At 72.8% G+C, this 22,788-nt stretch carries 19 protein-coding genes; 7 read left to right on the forward strand and 12 right to left on the reverse strand.

What is annotated here, in order from left to right:
- Positions 1-332: 332 nt before the first annotated feature.
- Positions 333-851, reverse strand: coding sequence for a DoxX family protein (locus tag AXW62_RS15560; protein WP_060945076.1), 519 nt, complete (start codon positions 849-851; stop codon positions 333-335).
- 594 nt (positions 852-1,445) lie between these two features.
- Here AXW62_RS15560 and AXW62_RS15565 point away from each other — a divergent pair.
- Positions 1,446-3,056, forward strand: a complete 1,611-nt coding sequence (locus AXW62_RS15565; RefSeq protein WP_060945077.1) for an APC family permease — start codon at positions 1,446-1,448, stop codon at positions 3,054-3,056.
- Here the strand turns inward: AXW62_RS15565 and AXW62_RS15570 are convergent.
- A complete protein-coding gene (locus tag AXW62_RS15570) occupies positions 3,037-5,616 on the reverse strand; it encodes a polysaccharide lyase family 8 super-sandwich domain-containing protein (RefSeq protein WP_060945078.1) in 2,580 nt (859 codons plus the stop codon). The two genes, AXW62_RS15565 and AXW62_RS15570, sit on opposite strands and share 20 nt — an antisense overlap.
- A gap of 260 nt (positions 5,617-5,876) precedes the next feature.
- Here AXW62_RS15570 and AXW62_RS15575 point away from each other — a divergent pair, with 260 nt between their 5' ends.
- Positions 5,877-6,734 carry a triphosphoribosyl-dephospho-CoA synthase gene (locus tag AXW62_RS15575; RefSeq protein WP_060945079.1) on the forward strand — a complete coding sequence of 286 codons (858 nt, stop codon included), beginning with the start codon at positions 5,877-5,879 and terminating at the stop codon, positions 6,732-6,734.
- Positions 6,735-7,013: 279 nt separating this feature from the next.
- Here AXW62_RS15575 and AXW62_RS15580 read toward each other — a convergent pair whose 3' ends face one another.
- Both AXW62_RS15580 and AXW62_RS43950 read right to left on the reverse strand, forming a co-directional pair.
- Entirely contained in the window at positions 7,014-7,658 is a 645-nt protein-coding gene (locus AXW62_RS15580; RefSeq protein ID WP_060945080.1) for a TetR/AcrR family transcriptional regulator, read from the reverse strand.
- A 503-nt stretch (positions 7,659-8,161) separates the two neighbouring features.
- On the reverse strand, positions 8,162-8,332 hold the full coding sequence (locus AXW62_RS43950) for a hypothetical protein (RefSeq protein WP_153880910.1): 171 nt from the start codon (positions 8,330-8,332) through the stop codon (positions 8,162-8,164).
- A 376-nt stretch (positions 8,333-8,708) separates the two neighbouring features.
- On the opposite strand from AXW62_RS43950, the gene AXW62_RS15590 reads away from it, so the two are divergent.
- From AXW62_RS15590 to AXW62_RS15610, 5 genes are all read left to right on the forward strand, one after another.
- A complete protein-coding gene (locus tag AXW62_RS15590) occupies positions 8,709-9,917 on the forward strand; it encodes a glycoside hydrolase family 64 protein (protein WP_060945082.1) in 1,209 nt (402 codons plus the stop codon).
- Positions 9,918-10,050: 133 nt separating this feature from the next.
- Complete coding sequence (locus AXW62_RS47130; protein WP_060945083.1) at positions 10,051-10,308, forward strand: hypothetical protein; 258 nt, start codon at positions 10,051-10,053, stop codon at positions 10,306-10,308.
- Positions 10,309-10,703: 395 nt separating this feature from the next.
- A complete protein-coding gene (locus tag AXW62_RS15600) occupies positions 10,704-11,309 on the forward strand; it encodes a GOLPH3/VPS74 family protein (protein ID WP_060945084.1) in 606 nt (201 codons plus the stop codon).
- Between the two features lie 291 nt (positions 11,310-11,600).
- Positions 11,601-13,178, forward strand: a complete 1,578-nt coding sequence (locus AXW62_RS15605) for a class I adenylate-forming enzyme family protein (protein WP_079115638.1) — start codon at positions 11,601-11,603, stop codon at positions 13,176-13,178.
- On the forward strand, positions 13,175-13,651 hold the full coding sequence (locus tag AXW62_RS15610) for a hypothetical protein (RefSeq protein WP_060945085.1): 477 nt from the start codon (positions 13,175-13,177) through the stop codon (positions 13,649-13,651). Before AXW62_RS15605 ends, AXW62_RS15610 begins: the two co-directional genes overlap by 4 nt.
- A 64-nt stretch (positions 13,652-13,715) precedes the next feature.
- On the opposite strand, the gene AXW62_RS15615 is transcribed toward AXW62_RS15610, so the two are convergent.
- The 8 genes from AXW62_RS15615 to AXW62_RS15650 form a co-directional block, all read right to left on the reverse strand.
- Positions 13,716-14,993: a cation:proton antiporter gene (locus AXW62_RS15615; protein ID WP_060945086.1), complete on the reverse strand. Its 1,278-nt coding sequence runs from the start codon at positions 14,991-14,993 to the stop codon at positions 13,716-13,718.
- Between the two features lie 13 nt (positions 14,994-15,006).
- Positions 15,007-16,440, reverse strand: a complete 1,434-nt coding sequence (locus tag AXW62_RS15620) for a cytochrome P450 (protein WP_060945087.1) — start codon at positions 16,438-16,440, stop codon at positions 15,007-15,009.
- The gene (locus tag AXW62_RS15625; RefSeq protein WP_060945088.1) at positions 16,437-17,567 is read right to left on the reverse strand and encodes an alpha-hydroxy acid oxidase; all 1,131 of its coding nucleotides are present in this window, start codon (positions 17,565-17,567) and stop codon (positions 16,437-16,439) included. Before AXW62_RS15625 ends, AXW62_RS15620 begins: the two co-directional genes overlap by 4 nt.
- A gap of 9 nt (positions 17,568-17,576) precedes the next feature.
- Complete coding sequence (locus AXW62_RS15630) at positions 17,577-19,181, reverse strand: NAD(P)-binding domain-containing protein (RefSeq protein ID WP_060945089.1); 1,605 nt, start codon at positions 19,179-19,181, stop codon at positions 17,577-17,579.
- A gap of 139 nt (positions 19,182-19,320) precedes the next feature.
- Complete coding sequence (locus tag AXW62_RS15635; RefSeq protein WP_060945090.1) at positions 19,321-20,085, reverse strand: SDR family NAD(P)-dependent oxidoreductase; 765 nt, start codon at positions 20,083-20,085, stop codon at positions 19,321-19,323.
- A 142-nt stretch (positions 20,086-20,227) separates the two neighbouring features.
- A complete protein-coding gene (locus tag AXW62_RS15640; RefSeq protein ID WP_030824624.1) occupies positions 20,228-20,422 on the reverse strand; it encodes a ferredoxin in 195 nt (64 codons plus the stop codon).
- A 17-nt stretch (positions 20,423-20,439) separates the two neighbouring features.
- Positions 20,440-21,669, reverse strand: coding sequence for a cytochrome P450 (locus tag AXW62_RS15645; protein WP_060945091.1), 1,230 nt, complete (start codon positions 21,667-21,669; stop codon positions 20,440-20,442).
- Positions 21,670-21,755: 86 nt separating this feature from the next.
- A complete protein-coding gene (locus tag AXW62_RS15650) occupies positions 21,756-22,400 on the reverse strand; it encodes a TetR/AcrR family transcriptional regulator (protein WP_079115642.1) in 645 nt (214 codons plus the stop codon).
- Between the last annotated feature and the right edge of the window lie 388 nt (positions 22,401-22,788).

The raw sequence follows: 22,788 nt of genomic DNA on the forward strand, positions 1-22,788 counted from the left end.
ACCGAGGACCTGCCCCGTGCGCGGGACCATCCCGGGGGTGCAGGGGGGCGCGCCCGCCGTCCAGGGTGGCCGGGGGGACGCCGATGACGGGCCCTCGGCGAGGCGTCGCGCCGTTCCCGGCGAGCCCTCGGCGAGGCGCCGTTCCAGGCGCCGCAACTCGCGCCGCCGCGACCGGCCGCGCGTCCCGGCGTTCGCCATGGACCACGGCCGTGACCCTCGCACGTCTCGCACCACCTGTCCGGCAGATGACGCGCAACGCGCGAGGGGCACGGCTCCTGCGGGCGGGGACGGCCGAACAGGGCGCACGGGTGTGCGCCGTGTTCGGCGGTTCCCTATTCAGAGGGCTCCTGCTCCGAGGTCACCGCGATCCGGCGTTTGATCACCACGGCCGCCGCCAGCGCGCTGGTGGTGAACGCCGTCGCGATCACCCACGGCCGGTCCAGCACGTGGCGGCTGAGGTGGTCGAGGGAGTAGCGGCCGGGCCCGGAGATCGCCAGTGCCGCCGCCGAGCATCCCACCAGGGCCGGGTACTCATAGCCTCCGGCCTGGGCGAAGAACCCGGCCGGGGCGTGCACGGACACCGCACCGGCCATCGTGCCGGCCGCCGCCGCCCCGGCCGCCGGGGTGGCGAAGCCCAGGGCGAGCAGCAGCCCACCGCCCGCCTCGCCCAGCCCGGCCGCCGAGGCGCTGATCCGCCCCGGACGGAAGCCCATCGCCTCCATGGCCCCGGCGGTACGGTCCAGGCCGTCGCCGCCGAACCAGCCGAAGAGCTTCTGCGTACCGTGCGCGAACAACACCCCGCCCACGCCGAGTCGCAGCGCGAGCAGGCCGAGATCCTTGCGGTGGTGCATGGGGTCTCCTCCGCTCCGGTACGGGAACGCACGGGCGGCCACCCGGCGTCTCACCCAGTCTCGGTACGCCTCCCCCGTCCCGCCGTCGCTGCTACGCCGTTCGGAGTGCACCCGGTGCGGTCGCCCGGCTCATGGCCCCCGGCTCACGCCCACCCCACTCATGCCCGCCACCTGATGACCTCGGCTTGTGGCCCCCGGTTGATGCCCGCCACTGCACGACCCCGGCTCGTGGCCCCCGGTTCATGGCCGCCACCTCACGCCCCCGGCTTGTGGCCCCCGGCTCATGCCCGCCACTGCACGACCCCGGCTCGTGGTCCCTGGTTCATGGCCGCCACCGCACGATCCCGGCTCGTGGCCCCGACTCATGGCCACTACCTCACGCCCCCGGCTTGTGCCCCCCGGCTCGTGGCCCCCGGCTCATCCCCGCCACCTCATGACCCCACCTCATAGCCCCCAACTCGTCGTCCCCGGCCCCACGTCCCCCGCCCCGCGCGGCTCATGGCCGCCGCCCGGGGCGGGGCGGCGGCGCCCGTCGGCCCGCATGGCACGCTGGGCCTTTCGTATGTCCGTGCATCACCGAGGAGGCGTGCCACCGTGCCGCAGAACCACCCTCCGGAGCCCATCGCCGCCCCGGCGGTGCTCGCCGAGGAGCGACGGCTCCACAAGGATCTCGGATTCTGGGCCCTGACCGCGATCGGGTTCTCCAACATCCTGGGTTCCGGGTGGCTGTTCGCGGCCATGTACGCGGCCCAGGCCGCCGGACCCGCCGCCCTGCTGTCCTGGGTCGGGGCGGGTGTGCTGTGCGCCCTGATCGCCCTGGTCATGGTGGAGCTGGGCGCCACCCGCCCGGAGGGCGGCGGCACGGTGCGCTGGCCGCTGTACGCCAGCGGCCGGCTCGTCGGCACGATGGTCGGGTGGTCCGTGCTGCTCTCGGTGGGCGGTACCGCGGCGGAGATCAGCGCGATCATGCAGTACGCGGCGCACTACCTGCCGGGGCTCTACAGCGGCGGCACCCTCACCGCCTCGGGGCTCGCCGTGGCCGTCGCGCTGAGTGCCGTGCTGACGGCGTGCAACTGGTTCGCCGTGCGGATATTCGCCCGGCTGAACAACCTGATCTCGGTGTTCAAGGTCGTCGTACCCGTCGTCACCATCGTCGCGTTGTTCCTGTCCGGCACCCACTCCGGACGTCTCACCGATCACGGCGGTTTCGCACCGTACGGCTACGCGGCCTGTCTGACCGCGCTCGCCGGTGGCGGCATCGTGTACTCCGTCAACGGGTTCCAGGCCCCGCTCGACTTCTCCGGTGAGGCCCGCAATCCGCGCCGTACCGTACCGGCCGCGGTGCTCACCGGGATCGGCCTCGCGGTGCTGGTCTACCTCGGGCTGCAGCTGGCGTTCCTCTTCACGGTGCCGGAGTCGCTGCTGGGCCACGGCTGGAAGGGGGTCGACTTCGAGTCGCCCTTCGGGCAGCTCGCCCTGGTGCTGAATCTGCACTGGCTGGCCACGCTGCTCTACGCCGACGCGGTGATCTCACCGGGCGGATCGGCCTATGTGGGCGTGGCCATCGACGCCCGCCACACCTACGCCCTCGCCAAGAACGGCCTGCTGCCCCGCTTCTTCATGCGGATCGCCCCGCGGTCCGGCGTGGCGCGCCGGGCGCTGCTGCTCAACCTCGCGGTCATCGTCGTCTTCATGCTGCCGTTCGGCGGCTGGCAGGACATCGTGAGCGTGATGGGGGACATGTATCTGCTGACCTACGCGGCCTCGGCGGTCGCCGTCGCGGCGTTCCGGGCGCACGACCGGGAGCGGGGAGTGGCCCGCGCCGAGGGCCAGGTGCCGGGGGTGCGCTGGATCGCACCGGTGAGCTTCGTGGTGGCCAGTGAGTTCGTCTACTGGTCGGGCTGGCACGATCTGCGGCTCGCGCTGCCGTTCGTCCTGGTGGGCGCGGTGCTCTTCGTGGTGCAGCGGCGGGCGGACGGAGACGCTCCGCTGGGGGACGAACTGCGGCGCGGCGCCTGGCTGGTCTGCCACCTGATCGCGCTGACCGTGTTGTCGTGGCTCGGCACCTTCGGCGGTTCCGCTCGCCTCCCGGCGCCGTACGACACCGTGGCGGTGGGCGTCGTCGCGCTCGCCGTGTTCGCCTGGGCGGTGCGCTCGGGCGCCGAGCACCTGCGGTCCTCGCGGGTCAGCGCAGCGTCGCCGTGAAGCTCCGGCCGTAGGCGCGGCGGGTGGTGACGGCGATCCGGGTGCCGCCGGGGACCCGGGTCACCCGCACCCCGTCGTCCGCCGTGACGGCCCGCATCGCGCGGCCCCGGATGACGACCGGGACCGTGTCGCGCTCGGTGGTCGGATCGGACACCGCGATCGCCACGGCTCCGTCCCGGGTCTCCCGCAGGATCACCGAGCCGGGGCCGCGCACCGACAGCGGCCCGGCGCGGTGGACGCCGGGGGTGAAGGCGTTGAGCGCGGTGATCCGCAGGCCCCGGTGGGCCACGGCCTGCGCCCGGGTGGTGTTGGTCAGGACGGTGAGCGGCTGCCGGTGGGCGTAGCCGCGCAGCCGCCGTTCGGTGGCGTTCGGGACGAGGGCGTACGCCATCGAGGTGCGCGGCGCTCCGGCCGCCCGCTCCACGGTGACGGCGAAGAGCTGTTTGGTGACCGGGGAGTCGGGGTTGGCGAGGCGGACGGCGCGGCGGCTGCGGGTGACGGTGTCGAGTGTGACGGTGGGCCGCGGCCCGTCGAGGAAGACGTACCCGACCGAGGCGGCCCGGGTGGCGTTGGCGTAACGCAGCCAGGCGAGCGGGGCCGTGCCGGTGCCGGACCAGGGCGCGCCGTCGCGGAGCCGGCCGGTGAGGGCGAGGGTGTCCGAGGGGGCGGCGATCCGGGTGTCGACGGTGGTCGTCACCGCGCGTCCGGCACGGTCGCCGACCCCCGCGGCCAGCACCACGATCTCGTCGTCGAACAGGAACCACGACTTGGTGGCCTCGGCGTTGCGGTACGCCACGAAGTCCTCGGGGAGGTCGCCCGCCCGTTTCGCGGCGTACGCCACGTCATCGGACTGCACGAGCCCCGCCACGCCATACGCGCCCAGGGCGGCACCGCCGGAGAAGGGGTGGGTGCCGCGGGGGAAGTAGACGTAGGTGTTCTGTGCCTCGGAGGAGGAGGTGAAGCCGCGCTCGGGGTTGTCGTACCAGAGCGTGCCGTAGAGCTGGGGGACGGTACGGCGGGTCTCCTCGGGCGCGGTGACACCGGCGAGCCGGTGGGGCGGCACGACGGTGAGGTGGTCGACGCCGAACGCCTGGGCCTGGTCCTGGCCGGAGAGGTACAGATGGTGGGCGCCGTCCCCCTGGAACCACGGCATCAGGTTCTCGCCGTTCATGTACTCGTACCTGCTGATCCGCGATGAGCTACGGGCCAGGGCGAAGGCGTACCCGGGGCGCCGGTGGACGGTCCTGTCCATCGCGTTGAACGCCACGTGGCGCTCGGCGGGCCCGAGGTCCCCCGCCGGGACCGAGGGGTCGGCGAGGATGTCGGCGTAGCGGGCGATGCTCACCGGGGACACGAACCCCGACGGGTCGAGCGTGGCCGTCGAGGTCCGCCGCAGATGCGCGACATAGCCCTTCAGGGCCGTGGCGTCGGCACCGGTGGCGTGGGCGGAGAGCCCCACCACGGCCTCCACCACCTCGGCCGCATCGGCGTACCCCGTCGCCGTCCGGGACACCCCGCGCCCCTTGACGATCTCCATCAGCCAGCCTTCGAAGATCAGTGGTGCGAAGCCGTCCCTGACCCACCCCTGGGCGACGCGGACCATCCGGTCGTCGCGCGTGTGGCCGGTGCCGTCGAGCATTTCGATGGTCTGCACCAGGCGGGTGAGCAGTCCCTTGCCGTAGGAGCCGGTGTAGGCCACGGAGGCGTGCTGGATGAAGGAGCCGTCGGCGTAGAAACCGTCGGTCACACCGTGCCGGAGGTCGTACGGGTCGATCGTCGCCAGGACGGTCAGCTGGTCGGCGAGGGCCTTGGTGATCCGGGCGTCGTCGCCGAGGACGGCGCCCTGGAGGATGCGGTTGGTGGTGATGTCGGCGAGGTTGGCCCCGGTGTGGAAGCGGGAGTCGAGGTCGACGTCACCGTCCCGGCCGTTGCGCAGGTACGCGTCCATCGAGGCCACGTAGGTGGCGGCGAGACCGGGCCGGTACGCGGCGAGTTCGCCGGCCAGCAGCGCCAGGATCCTGCTGACGTGGGTGGAGATGCCGATCTCCCAGGTGAACCAGTTGCCGTAGTAGCCCGTGGACTGGTCGCCGTAGTAGTGCTCGTGGAGCCATGTCAGACCGTCGATCACGCGCCGCTGGACACCGGTGTCGCCCTCGAGTCCGGAGGGTGCGCCACCGGCCGGGGTGCGGGTGGCGAGGGCGATCTCGTAGAGGTACTGGAACGAGGTGGCCAGGTTGGGGTCGCTGGTGCCCAGCGCGATGCCCCGGAAGAGCTCGCCCGGTCCGGCGCGGTCCATCGCGGTGAGCCGGGAGCGGGCGGTCGCGGCGATGGACGCGAGCTTGGCCCGGACCTCGGGGCGGGCGTTGGAGTCCTGCGTCCCGGCGAAGAGGGCGACGGTGTTCTCGATCAGCCGGGTGTGAGCCGTCCGGACCGCTCCCGCGGCCGCCGTCCCTCCGGCGGTGGCCGGAGGTCCCGCCGCGCGTGCGCGCAGCGGCAGGGCCGTGGCCGACAGGGTGGCGGCCGGGAGCGTGGAGAGGAGGGAACGACGCGACAGCGGCACGGGGGCGCTCCAGCGGTCGAGGGGATCCGATCGGGAACCGCTCCGCCATTGAAGCAACCCCGGCTTTCGCTGTCACCGGCCAGCGGACGGTGGGTCGGCGGGGGCGGACCCGTCCGCCGGCTCGGGGGGCCCGGGACGGCCCGGCCCCGCGCGCCCGGCCCAGGCGGACGCGGGGCACGGCCAGGGTGCCGCGCACAGCGGAACCACAGGAACTCCCCAGGCGTCCGCAAGGTTGGTCGGCTAGCTTCCGGGTCATGCCCATGACGCGTTCCACGGACGAGGCGCTGGCGCGGGCCGCCGTCCTCGCCCTGATCGCCCAGGCGGAGCTGACACCCAAACCGGGCCTCGCCGACACCCGGGACCTGCAGGCGCGGGACACCGGTGCGGATCTGCTCGCGCTGCGCTGGTCGGCCAAGGCGCTGGCGCCCGGGTTCGCGGCCATGGCCGCCGCCGCCCGCCGCCCCGGGGAACCGACCCGCGAGCTGCGTGAGGACCTGGGCGCCATCGGCCGCTGTGCGGAGTGGACGATGACCCGGGCCGGTGGCGACGCGGCCACCGGCCCCCTCCACCACGGTGCGCTGTGGGTGGTGGGACTGCTGGTGGCGGCCGCCGCACTGCGTCCCGGTGCGGGGCCCGGTGAGGTGACCGCCACCGCCAAGCGGATCGCGGACCACCCCGACCGTGGCGCCCCGCGCCGACCTACGCCCGGTTCGCATGTCTCCGCCACCTATGGGGCGCCGGGGGTGCGCGGAGAGGCGCGGGCCGCCTTCCCCCATGTGCGCCGTGCCCTGGACGCCCTGTCCCGGGCGCGGGCGGCGGGGGCGACCGAGACCCAGGCGCGCCTGGACGCGCTGCTCACCGTGATGAGCACCCTCCAGGACACCGGGCCGCTGTACCGGGCGGGGCCGCCCGGCCTCAGACGGGTGAAGGAAGGGGCGCATGCCGTGCTCGAGGCGGGCGGCACCGCGACACCCGAGGGAGCCGCCGCCCTGGCCGCGCTGGACGAGGAACTGCGCAAGCTGGGGATCGCGCCTCGCGGAAGCGCGGCACTGCTCGCGGGGGCGCTGTTCCTGGACGGTCTCCCGGCATCGGTGGCCACGGCACCGTCCGGACGGTGACCGCGCCCTGGAGGGGCGACCTGCGTCTCGGGGGCGTGTCGTGGAGGGGCGATCCGTGTTCGGGAGGGGGCGTGTCGTGGAGGGGCGATCCGTGTTCGGGAGGGGGCGCGTCCTGCTGGGGCGACTCGTGTCTGGGAGGGGTTTGTGTCCTGGAGGGGCGACCCGTGTCCCGGAGGGGGCGTGTCCTGGAGGGGCGACTCGTGGCCGGGGAGAGGCCGGGTCCGGACCGGGCGACCCGTCTTCGGGAAGAGGCCGCATCCGGACGGTGGCTTCAGGGGCTCAGCTCTTCGCCGTCAGCCCGTGGCGGGCGAGGAAGGCGTCGACAAGCCGGTCGGTGAACTCCTTGCCGACCGGTCCGTCGGTCACCAGCACACGGTAGTAGACGGGGCCCATGAGCTGGTCGGTCTCGGCCGTCAGGTCCAGGTCGGGCGGCAACTCCCCGCGCTCCACGGCGCGTTCCAGCAGGCGGCGGTCGCGGCGTCGCTGCTCGTCGAGGTAGCGGGACCGGAACTCCTGGGCGAACACCGGGTCGTGCTGTGCCTGGGCGATCAGTGCCCTGAAGACGGCGCCGGGATCGGACGCGCTGAGGAACCAGGCGAGTTCGCGCAGGTAGACGCGCAGGTCCCGGGCGATGTCGCCGGAGTCGCGTGCGGTGAGGTCCTCGGCCACGTCCTGGAGGAAGGCGTCCATGAGGACGTCGGTCTTGGTGCTCCACCAGCGGTAGATGGTCTGCTTGGCGACCCCTGCCCGGGTGGCGATGCCCTCCATGGTGACGCCCGCGAAGCCCTTCTCGACGAGCAGGCCGTCGGCCGCGTGCAGCACCGCCAGCCGGGCCTCCTCGCTGCGTCCGTGCCGGTTGCCGTGGTGGCGCGGCCCCGGTCGGCTGGTGCCGCTCGCCTCGGTGGTGTGTGTCGCGCGTGCCATCTCGCCTCCCCGGGATCAGGATAACCACCTCGGGGAACCGCTCCGCCCGGGAGACCCTCGCCGGCCTGGAAGGACGGACGGACCGGTGGACCGGCCTCGGCGGGCCGACGGGCCGACGGGCCGACGGGCCAGTGGACCGGTCTGGAGCGATCGGCCTCGACGGATCGGCTTCGACGGACCGGCTCGGACCGGTCAGGACGGACCGCCCGGTGGGACCGGCGGGGGTGGCGCGGGGCCCGGCCGGACCGCCGAGCGGCAAGGCGCCGCCGCCCGGCCGGACCGCCGGGCGGCACATCACCGCCGGGCGGCAAGGCGCCGTCTGGCGGCCCGGCACCGCCGCCCGGCAAGGCAGCGCCGAGCCGCACGGCACCGTCCAGACGACGGCTGGCGCCGGTCACCGGTACCCAGCCGGTGACCGGCGCCAGACCAGCGACGAGGTCGGGCCCGCCGGCCGGTGGAAGGCCACCGGCCGGCGGGCCCGGGTGCCGGGAGGGGACGGGCGCCTAGTCCCGTTCCCCTTCGGCCTGTGAGGGAGTCGTCCTCTGTACGTCGGGGTGTCCGGTGTCCATCTCGTCGTCGCGCTCGCCCTCGGCCTGCGAGGGTGTCGTCCACGGCACGTCCGGGTGGCCGGTTTCCCGTTTGCGTTCGGCGTGGGAGGGGGCCGGCTCGGTCATGTGATGCCTCCGCTCCTAGTGTGGACGATGCCGATTTTACGCCGGTACGTCCCAGTCGGCGCAGTGCGGCCGAGCCGCGGAACCGCCCCACCGCTCCTCCGGGCGCCGGTCCGCCGGTCGCTTGCCGCAGCGGAGACCGGACGGGTCCGTGGGCCGCTGATGAGGCGGGCCACCGGGCCGGGGAGGCGCGGGGTGATCCCGGCCGGGCGGGCTGCCACGCGCCCCGGGCCGGTGAGCGGTCGGGTGCGATGGAATCCGCACGTCATGTCTAGACCAGTGACATGTTCACTGTCATGATGGCTCCGCACTTCCGGCTCCACGATCACCCCCCATTCCCCCCGCTGACGCGGCCGTGCGGCCGCGCGAGAGGTGACGTATGTCCAGACGCGTCCCCACCCGATTCCGGACCGTGCCCTGCTGGGTATCAGCCCTTCTGCTGGCCCTGGGCATGACCGCCCTCGCCCCCGAGGCATCCGCCCGGCCGGCGGTGCCGAGCACCATCCCCCTGAAGTTCACCAACAACTCCGGGCGCGGCGACCAGATCTACATCTACACGCTCGGCACCCTGCTCTCGACCGGGCAGCAGGGCTGGGTCGATTCCTCCGGGACCTTCCACGCCTGGCCCGCGGGCGGCAACCCGCCCACCCCGGCCCCCGACGCGTCGATCGCCGGACCGGCCAACGGCCAGTCCCGGACGATCCGCATCCCGAAGATCTCCGGCCGGGTCTACTTCTCCTACGGCCAGAAGCTCGACTTCAGGCTCACCACCGGCGGTCTGGTGCAGCCCGCCGTGCAGAACCCCTCGGACCCCAACCGGAACATCCTGTTCAACTGGAGCGAGTTCACCCTCGACGACTCCGGTCTGTACATCAACAGCACCCAGGTCGACATGTTCTCCGCGCCGTACGCGGTGGGGGTGCAGGGCGCCGACGGCACCGTGAAGAGCGCCGGCCACCTCAAGCCCGGCGGCTACAACGGCGTCCTGAACGCGCTGCGCGCCCAGTCGGGCGGCTGGGCGAAGCTCATCCAGACCCGCTCCGACGGCACCGTCCTGCGGGCCCTGGCGCCCTCGCACGGCATCGAGGCGGGCGCCCTGTCCGCCAACGCCATGGACGACTACATCAACCGGGTGTGGCAGAAGTACTCCAGCTCCACCCTCACCGTCACGCCCTTCGCCGACCGGCCGGGCACCAAGTACTACGGCCGGGTCTCCGGGGACGTCATGAACTTCACCAACGGCTCCGGCGCCGTGGTCACCAGCTTCCAGAAGCCGGACTCCGACTCCGTCTTCGGCTGCTACAAGCGCCTGGACGCCCCCAACGACCAGGTGCGCGGCCCGATTTCGCGGACCCTGTGCGCGGGCTACAACCGCTCGACCCTGCTCACCAACCCCAACCAGCCCGACACCGGTGACACCGGGTTCTACCGCGACGCCGTCACCAACCACTACGCCCGCGCGATCCACGCCCAGATGGCCGACGGCAAGGCGTACGCGTTCGCCTTCGACGACGTGGGCCAGCACGAGTCGCTCGTGCACGACGGCAATCCGCAGCAGGCGTCCATCACCCTGGAATCCTTCAACTAGGCCCGGAGGAGGCACGGCATGAGACGCGACGGGCCGCCGCGCACCCGCCTGGCCGCCCTCGCCGCCGGAGCGTTCGCCCTGCCTGCCCCGCTGTTCCCTCCCGGTCACCGCCGAGGCGGCGCCGTCGGCCACCGTGTGCGACACCTCCTGCGACGGGCGGGATCCGGCGCTCGCCCCCGCAGACCCGGACCCCGTCACGGCCACCCTCTTCTCCCGCCCCATCGCCCTGCGCTGCGCCGACGCCGACGCCATGGGCTGGGCCTCCACCGACAACGGCAGCCCCGGCGACGAAGTGTGGCTGGACCGCTCGTGCGACGGCGGCCGGACCTGGCCCTCGGACCGCTCGTGCGACGGCGGCCGGGCCTGGTCCTCGGGGGAGCCGCCTCGGTGACACCGCCACTCCCGCCGGATCGCGGGGGTACGGCCTGCGCTGGTCAGGACCGCTGGACAGCACCGACGCGGCGCGGCAGCACAGCGCGCTCGACCTGATGAACGTGGACCCCAGGGCCGCATGGGTAACCAGGGCGTACGGAGCGTAGGCACCGGTGTCGGTCCAGCCCAGCACCTCGTCGCCCACTGACCAGCCGGTGGCCCCCTCGCCGACGATCCCGGCCGCCTCCGCCCCCGGAATCGCGGGGAACGGCGCCGTGTCCGCCCCGTCACCGGCCGCTCAGGAACCGGTCATCCCCCAGGTGTGGGCCAGCGCGGCCGCTTCGCCGCACGCACCGGCGGACAGCCGGCCACTCGGGACGTATCGTGGCTGATGGACGGCGAGCGGAGCGTTTCATGACCACACCGCGGGATCTGTTGATCATCACCATGGACGTGGCACCCATCCGCCCCCTGGAGCGGGGCGACCTCTCGCTCGCGCTCGCGGGAGCCGAGCTGATCGACCTCCTCGGCGCCGAGGCCCTCGTGCTCGAGGACGACCGCGTCGTGCCGCGCCTCTCCGTGGCCACGGGGGACCGTCTGCTGGACGAGGCCGCTTCGGCGCTGGTCCGGCAGCCGCCGTACGAGAGGGCCGGCGAGTGGCTGTGGCGCAGAGGCCGCGGTCTGTCCTCGGCCTATCTGGACGCCCTGGAGGCCGGAGGCCAGATCACCCGGCGACGCCACGGCTGGCTGCCGCTGCGCTCCGGTCAGGCCGTCCCGGTCGACTCACCCGCCCGACGGCAGGCGATGGACCGCTGGGCCTCGGACGAGCCCGTCCTCGCGTCCCTCGCGGCGGCCATCGGGATCCGTGAGGAGCCCACGGGGGACGTCGCGGGCGTGGCCGGTGAGGCGGCGGTGACCGTGCTCGCCGCCGTCAATGACGCGGTGATGGAGCTGGAAGCCGTACGGCAGCGGCGAGCCATCGAGAAAGCGGCGTTCGACAACGTCTGGCGCGGCCCGTGACCGTGCGTCGGTGCGCCGGAAGCTCGTGCCGTGGGCGGGCCGCGTGTGGTTCTTGACCCGGGAGTAGGTGCTGCGGGCGGGCCGCGTGGCCGTCGGTGTGCCGGAAGCTCGTGCCGCGGGCGGGTCGCGTGGCGTCCGTGAGCCGGAAGCCTGTGACCCGGAAGTCCATGCCGCGGGCGGGTCGTGTGGTGTTCGTGATCCGGAAGTCCGGCCGCGGGCGGGCCGTGCCGCCGTATCGTGTCCGGTGATCCGCCACGTCCCAGTCGGCACCATCCCCGAACGGAGACGCACATGGACACGTTCGCCGGAGCCTCCGGTCACAGATCCGTCCGCCTCGATGGCGCCCCCCACCCGGCGCCCTTCCCGCAGGCCCTCATCGACGCCTTCCGCGCACGGCCGGAGCTGCCCGCCTTCGAATACCGGTCGCGCGCCGTCACCCGGGGGGAGGTGCTGGAGCTGATCGGCCGGTGTGCGGACGAGCTGCGGGCGGCGGGGCTCGGGCCCGGGAAGGCGGTTGCGGTGGCCACCGGTGTGACACCGGAGGGTTTCGCGGTACTGATGGCGGCCTACGCGGTGGGCTGCCGGGTGACGGGGCTGCGGCCCGGGATGCCACCGGCTCAGCTGGCGTACGTCCTCTCCGGCGGAATCGACGCCCTGGTGGCCGACGAGGCCGACGCCACCCCCGAACTGACGGCCGCCGCCGGTGGCGTGACCGTGTTACGGCTGGGCCCGGATCTCCTGGACGCCCACCCGAAGCCCGTGGGGGAGCTGACCGCCCGGGGCCGTCCCGATGACATCGCCCTGGTGACGCTCACCAGCGGCAGCACCGGACGTCCCAAGGGCTGTGCCCAGACGTACCGTTCGTTCACCCTCAACTGGGCGTGGCAGCCCGCGCGCTGGACCGAACGCACCAGGCGGCTCGCGGCGGGCTATCGGCGGTTCCTGCTCTTCGGCACCCTGAGCAGCGCGGTGGTCTTCGAGCACCTGGGGGTCTGCCTGCTGCGCGGTGGCACCGCGGTCATCCCCGAACCGCCCCTCGTCTTTCCCCAGGTCTTCGAGCGCCACCGGATCACCGCGTGTCTGATGACCGTCGCCCGGCTGCACCATGTACTGGACGTCCTACGCACCGAACGCGTCGACACCGGAAGCCTGGAGGTGCTGCTCGTGGCCGGGTCGCCGCTGGCCCCGCACCGGCTCGCGGAGGCGGCCCGGCGGCTGGGCCCGGTGGTCCACCAGGGGTACGGGCAGACGGAGACCGGCATGCTCACCCTGCTCACCCCGGACGACCTGGCCCAGTGGCCGGACCAGGTGTACGACTCGGTGGGCCGGGCGTGGTCCGGGGTGGAGATCAGCGTCCGCGACCCCCAGGAGCGGCCGGTGCCCGCCGGGACCACCGGCGAGATATGGGCCCGCACCGCCTCCGCGATGGCGGGCTACTGGAAGGACGAGGAGCGGACCCGGGAGGTGCTGCGCGCGGGCTGGGTGCGCACGCGCGACGTCGGACATCTGGACGGCCACGGCTTTCTGCGGCTCACCGGGCGCGCCCGGGACGTCGTCATCGTCAACGCCGTCGTGCACTACGCCGGGGCCATCGAACGCGCGCTGGCGGCGCATCCCGATATCGACCAGGCGTATGTGGTGGGCGCCCCCGACGAGCACACCGGTGAGGCCGTGCACGCCTTCGTCGTCCCGGCCGGGGGCCGTGACCCCGACCTTGACGCGGTGCGGGCGCTGGTCGCGGCGGAGTTGGGGGAAGCGAGTGTCCCCGCCACCCTGACCGTCCTGGCCGACGTGCCCGTGGCGGCGAGCGGCAAACCGGACAAGCGGGCGCTGCTGTCGCGGGTGCCCGGGCCGCGGGAGACCTCGTGACCGTGCGGGTGTGCTCGTTGCTCCTCAGGACGCCGCAGCTGATCCCCCCGGGTGGGTACCACCTGGTGCGGTTCCCCTTCGGTGCCGCCGAGTCCTACGACGCACACGGTATGCACCAGGTGGCCCAGCCCGACGGCCACACGGTCGGCGACTGGCGCACCGACGACCGCGCGGGACTGATCTGGCCCTCGGCGGACGGCTGGGGAGCGCTGACGGCCATGATCCAGTGGGAGGCCGGGGGCTACACCGAGCTGCGGGACCGGTTCGTACGGGACCCGCTGGGGCTGTCGACGGGCGCGGACAGCACAGCCACCGATCACCGGCCCCCGAGCCCGGGGATGCAGTGCTTCACCAAGCATCACGAGATCTTCGTGCATCCGGGGACTCCCCTGGGGCTGATGGTCTCCCACAACGCCCGCGCCTCGGCCCGGCTGGTCTTCGCCGAGTTCAAGCTGGCCATCCACCCGGTCTGACCCACCGTGACGTCCTGGCGCGCCCCTGGCGTGCCAGGACGTCTCCGGTGCCGAGGACCGCGTTTCAGCTCCCGGCCGGCACCGTCTCCGCGCTGCCGGCCGGTTCCCCGGCCGTCCGGGACCCGGCGTCCCGGCGGTCCAGCCAGCTGAGCACCGGGGCCGTCATCACCGTGGTCACCAGGGCCACCAGGACCAGCGCCGCGAACAGCTCGTCGCCGACTATCCCGGCCGACAGCCCGATGTTGAGCGCGATGAGCTGCATCAGCCCGCGGGCGTTCATCAGGGCGCCGACCCTGACCGCCACCGGCCCCGGTTCCCCGCACAGCCTGGCGGCTGCCCAGCACCCGCCGAACTTGCCCAGTGCCGCGAGCACGACGCAGGCCGCGCCGAACACCATCACGGCCGGGTCCGTGAACACGTCGAAGCGGGTGTTGAGACCGGAGTAGGTGAAGAACATCGGCACGAAGACCACCTGGGTCACCCCCTGGACGGTCCTCACCAACCGCTCCGACGTCTCGTGGCGGGGCATGGCCAGCCCGACGCAGAACGCCCCGAAGACGGCGTACAGCTGGATGGTGTCGGTGAACCAGGCGCCGCAGAACAGCACCGCGACCGTGAACAGCAGCCGGGTCTCGTCGCTCAGGCCCGGCCGGGTCACGATCCATGCCAGGAGCCGTCGCCCCAGCAGGAACAGGACGGCCACGAAGAGCAGCGAACCGCCCAGCGCCTTGACGACCGGCCCGGTCTTCTCCGAGGCCACGCTCAGCACCCCGGCGAGGAGGAGCCAGGCGGCGGCGTCATCGGTCGCTCCCGAGGCGAGGGACAGCGAGCCGTGCCGGGTCCCGGACAGCCCCCGCTCGGTGATGATGCGCGCGAGCATCGGGAACGCGGTGATGGCGAGGGCGACCCCGACGAACGCCGCGGTCACCCAGACCGAGACCCCGGGGACGAAGATGTCGACACGGCCGTGGGCCGCGAAGGTCAGCCCCACGCCCAGCAGCAGCGGGACCACCACACCGGCGGAGGAGACCGCCACCGCGGTGCCGGCCAGCCCCCGGCCGGCGTGGGCCCGGAACGCGTAGCCCGCGTGGAACATCAGGGCCACCAGGCCGATCTGCCCGGCCACGTACAGCATCGGGATGAGCTCCGGCGGGAAGACCGCGTCCGACGCGTCCGGTGCCACCAGCCCGAACAGGGAGGGGCCGAGCACCACACCGGCGATCATCTCCCCGACCACCGGCGGCTGGCCGAACCGGCCCGCCACCAGCACCACCAGACGGCAGACCAGCAGGATCACCACGGCGGCGATGAAGAACGCGGGGGCAAGCTCTGTGGGAGTCATCGTCGCGCCCTCCTCACCGGCCGCCGCCGACGGCCGGTGCGGCCGAGCCGCCGGCCGCGCTGGCGAAGTGGTTGCGGCACAGGCCCTGGCGCCGGGCGTCCCACACCATGTACCCACCGAGCACCAGCTGGGTGAGGCTGCGGGGGATCGCCCCCCACCGGTCGCCCAGCCGCATCCCCGCGAGCCTCGCCGCCCGCCTGGCCCGTCCCCATGCCGGCCGGGTCCGCCGGGTGGCGTGCGGGATCAGCAGACAGGGACCGCGGCTGGGCAGCGACCGGGTGTGCTCGGCCGAGGACGCCAGCCGGAAGCGCCGCAGCACCTCCTCGGTCGCGACCCGCATGGTCAGCACGGCGAAGCCACGGGCCGGGCAGGGCCGGTTGGCGGTCACGCCGAACGGAATGAAGGAGGACGGCCTGGTGTCCGCGGACAGCCAGCGGTCCGGGTCGAAGCGCTCATGGCCGGCGGCCCCCGACCGCTGGTACTCGGGGTAGTTGAACAGCAGGACCGAGCCCGCCGGTATCGGGGGTCTGCCGGACCGGGGGATGTCCGCGGTCGTGACGCGGTGGGCCACCCCGAAGAGCGGGAAGTGCTGGAGCGTCTCGTTGATGACGTGGTCCAGGTAGTCGGCGTCCTCCTCACCGGACAGCAGACGCTCCTGGACCGGCTGGTGGGTGGCCAGGGCCAGCAGCAGATGGGCCATCGCCTCCGACGACTGCACCACGGCGGTGTTGAAGAACGTGCCCTGGAGGTAGTACGCCCGCTCCCGCTCGGTGAGCAGTGACGGCAGCGGTACCGGCGGGGGAGCGGTGGCCAGCCGCTTCCGCAGGTACGCGGTGAGCCGGTTCCGCCGGTCCATATGGCGCAGGCCGGTGCACTTCAGGGCGCTGACCACGTCATCCGCGTTGCCGACGATCAGGTCCCGGACCGGGCGCGGGCACGGTTCGCGGAAGACCACCTCGTAGTAGACCTCGGCCCATACCGGCATCATCAGATCGCGCAGTCGCACCCGGTGTTCCCGGGCACCGGTTCCGCCGGTGGCCTCGTCGAGTTCATCGAGCACCCGCCGGGTGCAGCGGCCGACCAGCTCGCTCCACCGCTCCCGGGAGAGCCCGGCGAGAATCCGCCGGGTCGTCCGGGAGACCTCGTCGTACCGCGGGCCGGGTTCCAGATGCTCCTGGTGGACTTCGGGACCGGGGGCGAGCCAGTACCAGAACAGATCCGACAGGGCGGCGCCGCGGCTGCGGCCGTTCGCGGCCGGATGCCCGTAGATCCGCTTGAACTCCTCGGCGGGCACCTCGCGGCCGGGCACCGCGATGCCCTCCTCGCCGTTGACCCAGGCGAAGAGGCGCACCCGCAACGCGATCACCAGCCGGGGCAGCCAGTAGGGCAGGCCGGCCGTCAGCCCCACGGCGGCCGCACCGGCGAGCGGCCGTCCGACGCCCCTCATGAGACGGCCCCACCAGGCCGGACGGCCTCCGCACCGGGGAAGGGGGGCGCCGGCCCCCAGGCCGGGGCGCGCACCAGATCCGGGCTGAGGTCCGTGACACCGCGGGCCCCGCACAGCGCCAGGGCCTGGTCGAACTCCTCGCGCAGCAGCTCCAGCAGACGCCGCACGCCCTTCTCCCCGCCCTCGGCCAGGGCCCACATCACCGGGCGGCCGATGCCCACGGCGGACGCCCCGAGCGCCAGCGCCTTGACCACGTCGGTGCCCCGTCGCACACCGCCGTCCAGCACGATCGGCACCCGCCCGCCGACCGCCGCGTACATCTCGGGCAACAGCTCGATCGTGGCGGGCACGGTGTCCAGCTGGCGGCCCCCGTGGTTGGACAGCACCAGCCCGTCGGCACCGTGGTGCACCGCGAGCCGGGCGTCTTCCGGGTGCAGGACGCCCTTGAGCAGGATCGGCAGCGAGGTGATGCCGCGCAGCCAGTCGAGGTGCTCCCAGGAGATCTCCGGCGACATGGCGATCGGGCGCACCCGGCCGTCCTGGCGCGGGTCGGCCATGTGCTCACAGCGCAGTCCGTCCGGCAGATCCAGGAAACCGTTGCGCAGGTCGCGCTCGTGTGCGCCGCGCACCGGGGAGTCCACGGTGACCACCAGGGCGGCGCATCCGGCGTCGGTGGCCCGCCGCACCAGGGCCTCGGTGAACTCCAGGTCGGGCTGGAGGTAGAGCTGGAACCACAGGGGCGCCGGATCGCCGTCCGCACCGGCGTCGCGGGCGGCCCGGGCGATGGCCTCCACCGCCACGGTGGACGCCATGCTCACGATCATGATCGCTCCGGCGGCCGCGGCGGCGCGGGCGGTGGCCAGCTCCCCCTCGGAGCAGACGAGTTTGTGGAAGGCGGTCGGCGAGAGCAGGACCGGGGTCCGCGCACGGCTGCCGAGCAGGGTGATCTCCGGCGTCCGTACGGTGCTGCCGCGCAGCACCCTGGGCAGCAGCCGCAGCCGCCGGAACGCCTCCTCATTGGCCCGTACGGTGATCTCGTCCGCCGCCCCGCCGGCGATGAAGTCGGCGTGCACGGGATCGAGTCTGGTCCGGGCGGCGTCTTCGAAGTCCTGGACGGTCATCAGCATGGGGCGGTGTCACCGCCCCGCGGCGGCGGGCCGGGGAGCCTGCTGACGGGCGAAGAACCCGGCCAGCGGGGCGTGGTGGACCTCGGGGTGGTCCCACTGGTTCTCCAGGTTCTCGGCCATGTGATGGGTGCCGAGGAGCGCCCCGCCCCGGAAGTGGCGGATCACCGGATGCAGATAGGAGGCGTCGAAGGCGTCCGCCACGGAGTTCTGGGCCGTCCGGCGCACCGTGATGTCGAAGGGATCGACCTTGTCGTGGTCGGGGCCGTACTCCAGGGTGACGGTGAAGTAGTCGGCCCCCGCCGTCAGGGCGCTGTCGTGGGCGTAGGCGACCGGCACCTCTTCGTGGTAGCGGCTCTGGCCGTCGGCCGCAGTGACCAGCAGATCGCCGATCACACCGAACTGCTGCCACAGCGCGGAACTCCGGTTGACCCGCGCCACCACCGCGTCGGCGAGCGCGGACGGATCGGTGGCGAGCGGCTCGTACGGCCAGGGCCGGCCGTGGTGGCGTTCGTCCAGGATGCGGCTCAGCGCGCGGACGGCGTAACGGAAGCCGTGGATGAAGCCGTTGGTGGACTTCTTGAAGTCGCGCTGCTGGGTGAGGGTGCCGGCGAAGTACAGCCCGGGGACGTTGACCGACTCATAAGCGGGGGTGAGGGCGGCGAAGCGGTCGTCGATGACCAGCTCCGGGCGGCACTCGGGGTCGAACGGCGAGGCGTCGAACCGGAAGCCGGTGCACACGATGATCCGGTCGTAGACCAGCTCCTTCACGATGTCGTCCGCCCGGGAGAAGCTGAAGCGCACCCGGTACCGGCCGCCCTCGCCCGGCTCCTTGTCGATCGCCAGCACATCGCCGTCCAGCAGGGCGTTCTGCGACTTGAGCTGGTAGGTGTCGAGGAAGTTGTTGTTGACGGCGCGCAGATGGCCCACGTAGTGGGTGTTCCACGCCAGCCGCAGGGTGTGCGGTCCGGCCACATGGATGACGGCGGCCGTCTCGATGAGGTTGTCGGCCGTCTCCAGCGCGGAGTTGCCCTTGCCGAGGATCAGCACGCGCTGGTCGGTGAAGTCCTCGGGGTCCACCGACACATCGATGTAGTTCTCGGCGGTCTCGATGCCGGGCACATCGGGAACGTGGGGAAGGCTCACCCCGGTGGCCATCACCAGCCGGCGGCCGTGGTGGTCCCGCCCGTGCTGGTCGGTGACGGCGAAACCGTCGTCGTCACGGCGGATCCGCACCGCGCGGGTGTCGTAGGCGATGTCGAGGCCGAACGCCTCGGCGAAGTCGGCCAGATAGCGCACGAAGTCGTCGGCCTGCGGGAAGTAGCGCTTGCTGTAGCGGGTGAACAGCAGATCCGGGTCCGGGGACAGCAGGGAGTTCCAGTCCATCCGGAGATTGAGCTCGGCGTCGTCGGTGCCGGTGTGCACCTTGTTGATGGAGATCAACTGGCGGTGGCGGGGGAACGTCCGGAAGAAGGTGCCCGGTCCGTCTCCGGCTTCCAGGATCCGGTAGCGATGTCCCGCCGCCCCTAACAGCTGGCCGAGCTGGAGGCCGGCGGGACCGCCACCGATCACCAGGTAGTCGAGAGCGTCGGGAGAGTGGAGCGGTTCGTTGTGCACAGTGCCTTCCTTCCAGGAGCGCGCTGCCGTGGGAAAGCCGTCACAATTTTTCCTTTAAATCTCAACGACCACTCTAGTAAGACGCGTTCCACGTGAGCAACCACCGAAAACAGGCCAGTGTGATCGACTCGCCATCGCCTCAGACGGCGGACCAGCCGTTGTCCACGGGCAGGATGACGCCGTTGACGTTGCTGGCGGCCTCGGAGGCGAGGAAGACGATGGCGGCGGCCTGTTCCTCGGCGGTGGCGACCCTGCCGACGTTCGCGGCGTGGGCCCCTATGACGGACGGACCGTGGGCCCCGGGCCGGGCGTCGACCCGGATGCTGGTCGCGGTGCCGCCCGGGGCGATGGCATTGGCGCGGATGCCCTGGTCCCGGTACATCACGGCGAGGGACTTCACCAGGCCCACCACACCGTGTTTGGAGGCGGTGTAGGCGGCGCCGGCCGCACTGCCGCGCAGCGCCGCCTCGGACGCGGTGAAGACGATCGCGCCGCGGCCCGCGGCCAGCATGTTCGGCAGCGCGGCCCGGGTGAGCATGAAGGGGGCCGTCAGATTGATCCGCAGCACACGGTCCCATTCGCTGTCGTCGGTGTCCGCGACCGCCGAGAAGCGGTCCATGACGCCGGCGTTGTTGACCAGGACGTCCAGACCGCCGAACTCCTCCACCGCCGTGGCCACGACCTGGTCCACCACCCGCTGATCGCCGAGGTCGCCGACGACCGCGCGGGCCGAGCCCCCTTGGGCGGCTATGGCGGTGACCACCTGTTCGGCGCCGTCCCGGTCGAGGTCCGCGACCAGCACCCGCGCCCCCTCCCCGGCGAGCGCCAGGGCCGTGGCCCGGCCGATTCCCGATCCCGCTCCGGTGACGATGACGCCGCGGCCCTCGAGCCCGGTGCTGCTCACGCGTGTTCCTCTCCCCGCGGCCGTCCGTGCCGCGTTCACCGTGGATGTGTGGTCCGTCCCGGCCACCGCCGACCGGGCGGCGCGAGGCGGTCACATGGGCCCCGGGGCTCCGACGCCACCGGCCGCGCCGCCCGCGTGGCCGTCAGTCCTGGATGCCGATGGCCAGGGCGGGGCAGACCGCCGCGGCGTGCCGGACGCCGTCGGCCCGCTCCGCCGGGGGCTCGGCGTCGAGCAGTACGGCGATGCCGTCCTCGTCGCGCTGGTCGAACACCTCGGGCGCGGCGACCACACACTGGCCGGAAGCGACGCACTTGTCCTGGTCGACGGTCACCTTCATCGGCTTCTCCTTCTTCCTCACCAGGTCACGGGCAGTTCGTAGACGCCGTAGACGGATCCGTCGTGCTTGAACGGGATCCGCTCCAGCTCGGTGGCCGGCCGCAGGGTGGGGATGCGGCGGTAGAGGGTGCCGTACACGACCTGGAGCTCCATCCTGGCGAGTGGCTGACCCAGGCACTGGTGCACCCCGAAGCCGAAGGCCACATGGCGGCGGGCGTCGCGCCGGATGTCCAGCCGGTCGGGTTCGGCGAACACCTCGGGGTCCCGGTTGGCGATGTCATTGGCCAGGATCAGCCCCTCGCCCGCCCGGATGACCTCCCCGGCGATCTCGATGTCCTCCGTCGCTACCCGGCGCCGCCCGTTGTGGGTGATGTGCAGGTAGCGCAGCAGCTCCTCCACCGCCGAGGAGACCAGCGCGGGGTCGTCGGTGTCGCGGAGCAGGGCGAGCTGATCGGGGTGCTCGAACAGGGCGAGGGTGCCGAGCGCGATCATGTTCGCGGTGGTCTCATGGCCCGCGATCAGCAGCAGCACGCCCATCTGCGCCGCCTCCTCACGGGACAGCTCACCGGCCGTGACCCGGGTGGCCAGTCCGGAGAGCAGGTCGTCGACGGGGTCCGCGATCTTCTCGCCCATCAGATCGTTCAGATAACCGATCAGGTTCCCGTGGGCGGCCGACCGCTGCTCGGGCGTGACGTCGAGGTTGATGATGACCTTGCTGTTGGTCTGGAAGAAGTCGTGGTCGGCATAGGGCACTCCGAGCAGCTGACAGATCACCAGCGAGGGCACCGGCAGGGCGAACGCGTCCACCAGGTCCACCGGCTTCGGGCCGGCCAGCAGGTCGTCGATCAGGTCGTCCACGATCTTCTGGACGCCGGGCCGCATCGCCTCGACCCGCTTGATGGCGAACGGCGCCGTCACCATGCGCCGGAGCCGGGCGTGCTCGGGGTCGTCCTTCAGGATGAAACTGACCCCCGAACCGCCGGGCGGGAGCGGGGACTGGAGGGGATAGCCGGGCCGGGTGATGTCCGCGCTGACCCTCGGGTCGGCCAGCAGGGCCCGCTGATCGGCGTACCGGGTCACCAGCCACGGAGTGCTGCCGTCCCACAGGCGGACCCTCGACAGCGGGCCCTCCTGCTGCCTGTCCCGCAGCGCCGGCGGCGGGTCGAACGGGCAGCCCGCCGCCCGGGCCATCGGAAACTCCGGGGCCCCGGCGGCGCGCTCGTCCACCGCGTTCACAGTGCTGGTCATCGCTCCCTCAATTCGTCTGAGGCGGGTGGTGGAACCCCCGTTGTCCACCGACGGCCCGCACGGACCGCTGGTGTGATGGGCCGCGGTCAGCGGGTGACGGGCGCCAGCCACAGCCCGACGATCCCGTCGATCAGGCCGGTGGCGGCGTCGTGCCAGCTGGACCGGGGCGTGGCGGTGTTCTCGGCCAGTGCGCGCTCGCGCTCGGCGCACATGTGCACGATGAGGTTGCGCGCCATGTCACCACGTTCGACGCGCACCTCCAGCGGCAGTTCGGGAAGGCACCGGTTGAATCCGTCAAGAGTGTGCCGCAGCGCCGGAGAGGCCAGGGACTCCTCCGCCACGATCTCGTGGAGCGCGGGATCGGTCAGCACCTGGGCGCAGAACCGCGCGTACCAGGTCGGGCCGTCCAGTTCCGCCAGGTGCTCGAGGACCGGGCGGACCAGGCAGGCCACCCAGTCCCGTACGTCGGTGGAGTCGCCGATCTCCCGCAGCAGCCGCTCGCGCCCCCGCTCGACCTGCTGGGCGTGTTTGCGCACGATGGCCCGCACCAGGTCGGCCTTGGTACCGAAGTGGTAGCCGACCGCGGCGTTGTTGCCCTGGCCGGCGGCCTCGCTGACCTGGCGGTTGGAGACCACGTACACCCCGCGCTCGGCGAACAGCCGCTCCGCCGTGGCCAGGATCGCCTCCCGCGTGGCCAGGGCCCGTTCGTCCCGTACGGTCCTGCCCGCCACGGTCACCACCTCACCGGAAGGCCGCGCGGCTCAGCGGCCGTTCGCCGGTTCCTCGCTGCACGCCGCTCTCCTTCGCTCCGGGGCCGTCATCGACATGATCAGGCAACCCCATGGGTTTGGTTAAGTCAAGCGACTGATTTAAGTCGCCTCCGTTATCGCGCCAGCGGGTCTTGCGCGTCAGTGGGCCTTGCGAGTCACTGGGTCTTGCGCACCAGCGGACCTTGTGCGCCACTGGGTCTTGCGCGTCAGCGGGCTCTGCGCGCCAGCGGGCTCTGTAGGCCACCGGGGCTCTGCGCGCCACTGGGCCTTGCGTGCCAGCGGGCCCTGTACGCTGCCGGGCCTTGTGCGCCAGCGGGCTCTGCGTGCCAGCGGGCTCTGCGCGTCAGCG

The organism is Streptomyces hygroscopicus subsp. hygroscopicus (genome assembly GCF_001553455.1).
Taxonomy (GTDB): Bacteria; Actinomycetota; Actinomycetes; order Streptomycetales; family Streptomycetaceae; genus Streptomyces; species Streptomyces hygroscopicus.